This window comes from Persicitalea sp. (genome assembly GCF_041751555.1).
Taxonomy (GTDB): Bacteria; Bacteroidota; Bacteroidia; order Cytophagales; family Spirosomataceae; genus Persicitalea.
Genome location: NZ_JBGSXF010000497.1, coordinates 1 through 9171, shown reverse-complemented (window position 1 = coordinate 9171; position 9171 = coordinate 1). Strand labels below are relative to the sequence as shown.

Here is a 9171-nt window from a genome sequence, read left to right as displayed (position 1 = left end):
ATACCGCCTGCGGGTACCGGACACGATGTCGTTTTTGTTTCAGCATCAAGAGATTTTTGCCGATAAATTCTATGAATTTGAAACTACCCAACCGCAGCCTGTCATCCTGGATTGCGGGGCCAATGTGGGTATGAGTGTCCTGTATTTTAAAGAACTCTACCCCGATGCCCGCATCACGGCTTTCGAGGCAGAAGCCAGCATTGCCGCGCTGTTGAAGGAAAACCTCCAAGCCAATGGTATAAGCGATGTGAAAGTAATTGACAGAGCTGTCTGGACTGACGAAAACGGCGTGGAGTTTGGCAGTGAGGCGTCGGATTCGTCTTCTATTTATTCCGAAAAAGGCAAGAAAAACCTGGTTCCCTCGGTAAGACTGCGGAATTACTTAGAAGATGAAAAACGGATCGACTTTTTGAAAATAGACATCGAAGGTGCCGAAATAGACGTCTTGGCAGACTGCCGCGACGCACTGGGTCACGTGCAGAATCTGTTCGTGGAATTTCATTCCTACATTGGTCATCCGCAGTCGTTGGCGAGTGTGGTGCAGGTTTTTGAGGAAAACGGCTTCCGGTACTATGTGGACACTAATCAGCACCGCAAACGTCCTTTCCTCAATCATAACTACCGGGGCAACGACACGATGGACTTACAGCTAAACATATTTGGATGGCGCGTTCCCGAATGATTCTTCACCTAAGTACCTTCCAATGGGAGGGCGGTGCGGCCGTGGCGGCTTCTCGCCTGAATCAGGCGCTAAGGAAGCACGGTGTCGATTCGCAGATGCTCGTTTATCGGGCGCAGCGCACTGAAAGTGGTGTGACGGCCTTTGCCGACAGTAGCTGGAAAGAGAAGCTTTTCTGGGCACGATTTTCGGCAGAACGGCTTCGTTTTTTGCCCCATGAGAAAGACAAAAGTGTGCGGTTCGCTTTTTCTCCGGCGGCGGTAGGCGTGCCCATCGAGCGGCATCCGCTGGTGCAACGGGCCGACGTCATTAACCTGCATTGGATCAATTTTGGCTTTATTTCATTAACGGGTTTGGAGCGGCTCTTTGCCCTGGGAAAACCTGTCGTGTGGACGATGCACGATATGTGGGCCTTCACGGGCGGCTGCCATTACAGTCGGGGTTGCGAGCAGTTCCACGGCCATTGTCAGTTCTGTCCTTATCTGAAAAACCCCGGCGCGTACGATCTTTCGTTCGAGATCTTTGAGAAGAAAAAGCAGTTTCTGACCCATGCGCCTCTAACGTTCGTTTCGCCCAGCCGCTGGCTTTGCCAGCTTATTCAAAAAGCGGCTCTAACCCGCCATCTGCCTGCACACACAATTCCGAATCCAATCGATACCACGATTTTTTGCCCAAAAAATAAAACGGAATTACGAGAAAAGCTGGGCTTGCCGGTGGATAAAAAGCTGGTGCTTTTTACCGGAGCCAACACCCAGGATCCGCGCAAAGGCTTCATTTATTTCGAAGAAGCAATAAATATGCTAGCACTGAAAGATAAAATGGGCGAGGTTATTTTTTTTGGAAAATCCCAACCCGACGCCTACCAAAAATTGCAGTGGCCCGTCCACGATTTAGGCAAGCTCTCGGATATCGTCCGAATTGCGGAGGCCTACGCCGCCGCCGACGTGCTGGTGGTGTCGTCGCTGGAAGACAACCTGCCCAACACCGTGATGGAGGCCATGGCCTGCGGGACGCCGGTCGTGGGCTTCGAGAATGGAGGCATCCCCGAAATGATCGATCACCTCACCAACGGCTACGTGGTCGACTATCAGTCGGCGGAGTCGTTGGCAGTTGGCATAAAATGGGTTTTGGAAAACAGCGCTACTGAAAAGCTGTCCGAAAACGCTCGACAAAAAGTCCTGGAAACCTACGCCGAAGAAGTCATTGCCCAGAAATACGAAGATTTGTACCAATCCCTGACGTAAAAAAAGTACCATCCACTATCCATCATAAATTGCCTCTTCTCACCATCATAACCATTACGTACAACGCCGAGCAGTTCCTGGAAAGGACATTGTTCAGTGTGTTGAAAGCGGCTAGTCTGGTACCGGGGGTAGCGGATAGCATCGAGTACATTCTGGTAGATGGAGCATCGCAGGATGGTACTTTGCAGATTGCGGAGAGGTACAGTAATCTGTTCGCCCGCATCGTATCGGAGCCCGACGCGGGGCTCTACGATGCCATGAATAAGGGATTGAGCCTGGCTACGGGCGACTACTTATGGTTTCTGAATGCGGGCGACGAAGTTCACGACGGCCAGGTACTTTCCCGGTTGCTTCACGCTATTCAGAACCCCGCCGACGTGTATTATAGCGACGCGCTCTTCGTCGATGAGAGCGGACAGGAAATCGGGCTTCGTAGCGAGGTAACACCCCACGCTTTGCCCCAAAATGTTCACTGGCGTGACTTCGCGCTGGGCATGAAAATCAGCCATCAGGCGTTCATCGTCCGTCGGGCCATCGCCCCGCTCTACGACGCGACAAACCTGAGTGCGGACATCGACTGGGAAATCGAGTGCCTTAAAAAGTCGGGGAAAACGGTTTTTCTTCCCTTCGTCCTCTGCCGCTATCTCACGGGCGGTTTGTCGGTACAGCATCGTCGCCGTTCGCTGCTGGATCGCTTCAAGGTACTCCGCAAGCATTTTGGACTAGTGCCCACAGTAGTGAACCACATTAAAATTGCGGCTCGGGGACTACGTTTTTACCCAAAGTTAAAATAGCGGGTCTTCCCCAGATCTGAATCGACTCCTTTCTCATTTTATCTTTCCGAATTCGTCCTTAAGCTTCCTTCAAACCATAGATTGGATTCCCCCATTCGTCGGTTGAAACTTCCTGTTGGTCGAGTAGTGCCGACGGGCCGTTAAACTAATTTTATCTTCAACCTTCTATTCCGGCGAAACCACCTAAACATTTGACTATGAAATCTCTCCCCTCATTCATTGTTTTTACCCTACTGGCCTTCGCCGGCCTGCCAGCAATCGCCCAGAATTACAAAATTATCGGTACCGTGCTGGACAGTACCGATCGCGGTCCGGTGGCGGGGGCTTACGTCAGCGTGACGCCACCCGACGAGGCCGCCAAGCCCGTTTACACTACCACGGGACTGAACGGAACCTTTGAATTTACGGGTTTGAAACCACAGAAATACTTACTGAAAGTGAGCTACCTGAGTTTTGGCGAATTTCAGGAAACAGTCGAGGTCATAGACGCGACCACCAGCGTTGGTAATATCATTTTAAAGGAAAGTGCTCAGAATCTCAGCGAGTTGAAGGTAGTTGGCCAAATACAGCAGTCGCAGATGAAGGGCGACACGACGCAGTTCAACGCGGCGGCCTTCAAAACCAACCCTGATGCCACCGTAGAAGATCTGATCCAGAAAATGCCCGGTATCTCGGTAGTGAACGGTGAAGTACAGGCCCAGGGCGAGAAGGTACAACGTGTACTGGTGGACGGTAAGCAGTTTTTCGGTGATGACGCTACGCTGGCCTTGAAAAATCTACCCGCCGAAATAGTGGACAAGATCGAGGTTTTCGATCGACAAAGCGACCAGGCCCAGCTCACGGGTTTCGACGACGGCAACGCCCAGAAAACCATCAATGTCGTCACTCGCGCCGACCGCAACGCGGGCAAGTTTGGCAAAGCGTTCGTGGGCTACGGCAGCGACGACCGTTACATGGCCGGGGGCAATCTCAACATTTTCGGGAAAGACACTCGGGTTTCCATTATCGGTCTTTCCAACAATATCAACCAACAAAACTTTGCCTCACAGGATTTGGCCGGGGCTTTGGGTAGTTCCGGTGGTGGTGGACGGGGCGGACGTGGAGGAGGAAGTCGTGGTGGTCGAGGCGGCGGTGGAGGCGACGCTAGCGACTTCCTGGTGGGTCAGCAAAACGGCATTACTAACACCAGTGCTTTCGGACTAAACTACACCGACAAATGGGGTGAAAAACTGGAAGTGACGGGGAGCTATTTTTTCAACCGCTCGGGCAATTCCAACCTGGAAAATACTAACCGTGAAACGTTCCTGAACAGTTCGAACAACAACCAGTTTTATCGCGAGCAGAATACCTACGCCAATACGAACATGAACCATCGGGTAAATTTCCGCTTCGAGTACAATCTCAACAAGAATAACTCGATCATTTTTTCGCCCAGCGTGAGCTGGCAGGACAACCAGGCGAATACTCTTCGAATCGGTGCTACTACTTTGAGCGCAGGTACCCTTCTGAACGAAACGAACAATGACAGATTTGCCCAGACAAACGCGCTGAGCTCCAATAATTCCTTACTGTGGCGGCATAAGTTCGAGAAGGCCGGGCGGACGCTTTCTGTCAATCTATCGGGCAACATCAACGACCGCAGCGGCGACGGGACGCTTTACGCCCTCAATCGGTATTACACCGCAAGCCGCAACCCTAGCGACACCATCGACCAGCAGTCCTATTCCAACTCCGACAACCTCCGGCTGGGCGCAAATATTAGCTACACCGAACCGCTCAGCAAGTTTGTGCAGATGCAGCTGGGCTATAATGTTTCGCTGAGCAACAGCAATTCCAAGAACGAAACCTTTGATTTTGTCAATACCGAAGAGCGCTACGCCCAGCTGGATACGCTGCTCTCGAATACTTTTGACAACCAATACTTGACCCAACGGGCCGGGCTGTCGCTGCGGGGCAACAAGAAGCAGGTTACCGGGGCCGTAGGTGTCGATTTTCAAAGCGCCGGGCTGTATAGTCAGCAGCTATTTCCGCGCAACAACGAAGTAAACCAGACTTTCCTGAACCTGTTGCCGAACGCCTTTTTCATGTACCGCCCCAGCGCGAGCAAAAATTTGCGGGCCTACTACCGCTCTTCGACCAACGAACCGTCGATCACGCAGTTGCAGAATGTGGTCAACAACAGTAACCCACTCTTCCTGACGGCAGGAAATCCTAACCTGAAGCAGGAGTACACGCACCGCGCCAGCATTCGCTACTCTTCCTCGGACTCGAAACTAGGTCGAAATTTTTTCCTGTATAGCTCGATCAACTACACGTTGAACAATATTTCCAACTCGACCTTCGTGGCGCAGCGTCCCACTACCCTGCCCAATGGCATCGTGTTACAACAAGGTGCGCAGTTGACCTCGCCCGTTAACCTCGACGGCAACTGGTCGGTGCGGACTTTCGCCAACTACGGCTCGCCAATCAAAGCCATCAAAACGAACGTAAACATAAATTCTGGACTGAATTATAGCCGCATGCCGGGACTCATCAACCAGCAACTCAATGTTTCTGATAACTACGCTCTTTCGCAGGGAATTGTGTTAAGTAGCAATGTCAGTACCAAGCTGGACTTTACGCTGGCGTTCAATGGCAACTACAACATTGTTCGCAACAGTCTGCAACCGACTTTGAACAGCAACTATTTCTCACAGCAAACCTCGGCGCGGGTCAACTGGATTTTTGGTAAAGGTTTCGTATTACAGACCGACCTGACCAACCAATCCTACCGCGGATTGGGCGATGGCTTCAACCAAAACTTCACGCTTTGGAACGCCAGTTTTGGCAAGAAATTCTTGAAAGACGACAAGGGGGAATTGAAACTAACGGTCTTCGACATCTTGGCCCAAAACAACAGCATCAGCCGCAACGTGACCGAGACTTACCTCGAAGACGTCACAAGCCGCGTCTTGACCCAGTACGCCATGCTGACGTTCACTTATACTTTACGGAATTTTGGAAAAGCGCCCGCTCCACAAGAAGAACGCCGTCGGGGCGATTGGGGTGGCAGAGGCGACCGGGGGCCTGGCGGCGGACGGCCATTTTGATATGATACAGTCGGACGTTGGATGCCGCTTCCTGCAAGTTTCACTTTTTTCCCAACACACGCTGGGTAATCTCTGCTTTACTTAATCCAAAATGTTCGGCCACATCATTCAAAATACTGCTGAGCGTGCCTACACGAAGTGGTTTGTGATTGGGTACAGAAAGAGTGTGTTCTCCGTTTTGCTGCGTCCTGACAATGATATGGCTACCCGTTTGGTGGCTTATTATATAGCCAAATCTCCCCAATCGCTTAACTAACTCCGAGCCGTTCAGGTCACTGGGTGTCTTCATAATCCGCAACTAAGCGAGAGCGAGTTTCTCCTCAAATCTCAATAATACTGTTTCAGGCTTCTGGTCGGGCTTATCAAAATAATAACCTTCGATGGCATCTTTTATCATTTCTTTGAGCTCTGGCAGATCATCGCCCTGCGTCACGATTGATCCTGTTTCCAGCTTCCCATGAGCGACGTACCCTCCATCAGGTTCCTGAATTATATTGAAAATCAGTTCATTCATAGCCAATTCACGTTTTTCGTTCAATTACTTCCGTACCCCGAACGGAATCACCAGCCTCTCGCCCCGCTCGGCGTAGTCACGGCTCTTTCCGTTGGCGTCCATGAGTTGTTTCTTAGAAACATTGTACTTCTTTGCCACTACGCGAAGTACGTCGCCTGGCCCGACAGTATGCACTGCCTGTACCCGGACATTAAGTTTAGTAACACCTGACTTCAAATCCGTTGAGGTATTGGTCAGTTGCGGATTAAGCGATTTAAGCGTTTCGGTGCTCAGGTTGTAGCGGCTGGCGATCCCGAAGAAGGTCTCGCCCGAGGCGACGGTGTGGGTGATCTCCTGGCCGCCGACATTGGCGGGCTTCGCGGCGGGTTTTGGTTTCTCCGCCACCGGAGCGGGTGGTTCCTGCACCGCGACTGCCGCCCCCACGTTGTCGGGCAGGCTGGTATCTTCCTGATCCGATTCGGCGTATTCCGGCTCGTCGCGAAAGTCGGGGGGAATGTACTTACTGGTTGTATCGGGAAGGGTGTTTGTTACTTCCTCCGAACCCTGGGCATCGTCGGTGATGTACTCCCAACCGATCACGAACAGAGCCACGATGATCGCCAATAGCGCTAGTAACGTAATCAGCGGGAGCCTGGACGTCTCCTTCGGGCGAATATTTCTCTTCTTAGGGGCTTCTTCTTCTTCCATGCGTAGCGTATCGTCTTTATGATGGGGGCAAGATTGTCACAAAGATAAGTAATTGAGGTAAGCCTTGCTTATGAGTCGGCTTTCAATTCATCATTCATCGCTGCCACTTTTTCTTTCAACAACTCCTTGTATGCATCCAACCGCGCGGCGACTTTTTCGTCCGAACTACCTATGATCTGGGCAGCCAGGATTCCCGCATTCTTAGCGCCATTCAGCGCGACGGTTGCGACGGGGACGCCGCCGGGCATTTGCAGAATCGACAGCACCGAGTCCCAGCCATCGATGGAATTGCTGGACAAAATCGGCACGCCGATCACGGGCAGGGTAGTTAGCGAAGCGACCATGCCGGGAAGATGCGCCGCGCCACCCGCCCCCGCGACGATGACTTTCAGACCTCGCTGACGCGCCGTTTTAGCGTATTCCAGCATCCGCTCGGGCGTCCGGTGGGCCGACACGATTTCCATTTCAAACGCCACGCCCAATTCGTTTAGCACTTCGGCTGCCTGCTCCATCACCTTCCGGTCGGAGATACTGCCCATGATGATTCCGATCATTATTGTTGTGTAATTGTTGACGGGGCCGCCCCCGCGGTCGTGTAATCGTTGAATTGTAAACTATTTAACGACAAGCGAAAAATCAAACCAAGAACGCAGAACTAGGTACTTAGTACCCGAACGCTGCTTTTCACCAACGCCACCTTGTCCCGCAGGCTTTCCAGATTTTCGTCCACGATCGTGACGTGGCCCATTTTCCGGTGTGGTTTGGTGACGGCTTTTCCGTAAAGAAAAGGGAACACTTGCTCCGTTGCCAGGAGCGTATCCATGCCTTCGTAGTGGGCGGGGCCGGTGTGTCCTGCCTCGCCCAGCAGGTTTACCATCGCCGCCGGGGCGTATTGTATGGTACTACCTAAGGGCAAGCCCAATATGGCCCGCCAATGCTGCTCGTACTGAGAAGTAGCGTTGGCCCTGATCGTGTGGTGGCCGCTGTTGTGCGGGCGCGGGGCCACCTCATTGATGAGAACTCTGCCGTCCTTCGTCACGAACATTTCTACCGCCAGCACCCCCACGATGCCGAAGGCTTCAGCGGTGCGGGTGGCGATTTCTTCCGCCTTGAAGCGAATGTCTTCGGGGATTTCGGCCGGGGCAAAAAGGTAGTCGACCAGGTTGTGCTCCGGATGAAAAACCATTTCTACGACCGGGAAAGTCTTCATTACCCCCGCCGGATTGCGGGCCACAATTACGGCGATTTCTTTCTCGAAATCCACCGCTTTTTCCAATAGCCCGGGCGCGTCGAAGGCTTTGCCCAAATCTTCCAGCGAGTCGATGTGCTGTACGCCGCGACCATCGTAGCCGTCTTTGCCTAGTTTATGAAATGCCGGGAGGAAGTCAGCATGCTTCGCCACATCGGCGCGGGTTTTAGTCAGCACAAACTCGGCGGTGGGCAGGTCATTTTCTTTGTAAAACTGCTTTTGAATGCGCTTATCCTGGATTTTGCGGATCACAGAAGGCTGCGGGTAAACCAGCTTGCCCTCGTCCCTCAGGGCCGCCAATGCATCGACGTTTACCTTCTCTATTTCGATGGTAATGATATCAAGATTCTTTCCCCAATTGTAAACCGTGTCATAATCCTGCAGACTACCCTGCTTGAAGTGCGGCGCAATGCGTCGGCAAGGGGCGTCGGGATCGGGGTCGAGGACGTGAATGTCGAGGTGCCAGTCGATGGCGGCTTGCAGCAGCATCAGGCCGAGTTGGCCGCCGCCGAGGATTCCGATTTTTTGATTGATAGACACTGGATTTTGGACGTTGGACATTGGACTATGGACACACTGAATCTTCACTTACGGCAAAGTTGCGGGAAAAAGGGCGAAAGTAAAACCTCACAGCCCCATTTCCGCTGGATCGTACCCAAACCTCCGCGCCGAATCCTTCATGATTTCCAGCATTTCGGTATAGCTGAATAGGCGTCCTGCGAGGTAGATATGCTCCTCTGGCTCAGCGTAAACTTTCTTGCCTTGCAGGTCGCGGATGTTTTCGTGCAACGTGATGAGGGTGTCTTGAAGAAACGCCTGACTATATGAGATTGGAATAGTAGGGATGATGTTTATTATCAAAATGTTAATTTTCAAATATCTTATTTACAGGTATTTATTACAACAAATAGAGAT

Annotated in this window: 10 protein-coding genes; 4 read left to right on the top strand and 6 right to left on the bottom strand. The window is 52.0% G+C overall.

What is annotated here, in order from left to right:
• From ACEW8P_RS17560 to ACEW8P_RS17545, 4 genes are all read left to right on the top strand, one after another.
• On the top strand, positions 1-682 hold a 682-nt coding region (locus tag ACEW8P_RS17560; RefSeq protein ID WP_373514376.1), incomplete at its 5' end, for an FkbM family methyltransferase.
• On the top strand, positions 664-1923 hold the full coding sequence (locus ACEW8P_RS17555; RefSeq protein ID WP_373514375.1) for a glycosyltransferase family 4 protein: 1260 nt from the start codon (positions 664-666) through the stop codon (positions 1921-1923). The genes ACEW8P_RS17560 and ACEW8P_RS17555, both read left to right, overlap by 19 nt.
• A gap of 29 nt (positions 1924-1952) precedes the next feature.
• On the top strand, positions 1953-2717 hold the full coding sequence (locus ACEW8P_RS17550) for a glycosyltransferase family 2 protein (protein ID WP_373514374.1): 765 nt from the start codon (positions 1953-1955) through the stop codon (positions 2715-2717).
• 197 nt (positions 2718-2914) lie between these two features.
• Positions 2915-5806, top strand: a complete 2892-nt coding sequence (locus tag ACEW8P_RS17545) for an outer membrane beta-barrel protein (RefSeq protein ID WP_373514373.1) — start codon at positions 2915-2917, stop codon at positions 5804-5806.
• A gap of 40 nt (positions 5807-5846) precedes the next feature.
• Here the strand turns inward: ACEW8P_RS17545 and ACEW8P_RS17540 are convergent, their stop codons facing one another.
• The 6 genes from ACEW8P_RS17540 to ACEW8P_RS17515 all read right to left on the bottom strand — a co-directional run bounded on the left by ACEW8P_RS17540 (position 5847) and on the right by ACEW8P_RS17515 (position 9132).
• The gene (locus ACEW8P_RS17540) at positions 5847-6095 is read right to left on the bottom strand and encodes a type II toxin-antitoxin system HicA family toxin (protein ID WP_373514372.1); all 249 of its coding nucleotides are present in this window, start codon (positions 6093-6095) and stop codon (positions 5847-5849) included.
• A 9-nt stretch (positions 6096-6104) separates the two neighbouring features.
• Positions 6105-6320 carry a type II toxin-antitoxin system HicB family antitoxin gene (locus ACEW8P_RS17535; RefSeq protein WP_373514371.1) on the bottom strand — a complete coding sequence of 72 codons (216 nt, stop codon included), beginning with the start codon at positions 6318-6320 and terminating at the stop codon, positions 6105-6107.
• Between the two features lie 24 nt (positions 6321-6344).
• Positions 6345-7007 carry a LysM peptidoglycan-binding domain-containing protein gene (locus tag ACEW8P_RS17530; protein WP_373514370.1) on the bottom strand — a complete coding sequence of 221 codons (663 nt, stop codon included), beginning with the start codon at positions 7005-7007 and terminating at the stop codon, positions 6345-6347.
• Positions 7008-7075: 68 nt separating this feature from the next.
• The gene (gene purE, locus ACEW8P_RS17525; RefSeq protein ID WP_373514369.1) at positions 7076-7561 is read right to left on the bottom strand and encodes a 5-(carboxyamino)imidazole ribonucleotide mutase; all 486 of its coding nucleotides are present in this window, start codon (positions 7559-7561) and stop codon (positions 7076-7078) included.
• A gap of 101 nt (positions 7562-7662) precedes the next feature.
• Positions 7663-8790: a 5-(carboxyamino)imidazole ribonucleotide synthase gene (locus tag ACEW8P_RS17520; protein WP_373514377.1), complete on the bottom strand. Its 1128-nt coding sequence runs from the start codon at positions 8788-8790 to the stop codon at positions 7663-7665.
• Positions 8791-8883: 93 nt separating this feature from the next.
• On the bottom strand, positions 8884-9132 hold the full coding sequence (locus ACEW8P_RS17515; protein WP_373514368.1) for a hypothetical protein: 249 nt from the start codon (positions 9130-9132) through the stop codon (positions 8884-8886).
• Positions 9133-9171: the final 39 nt, after the last annotated feature.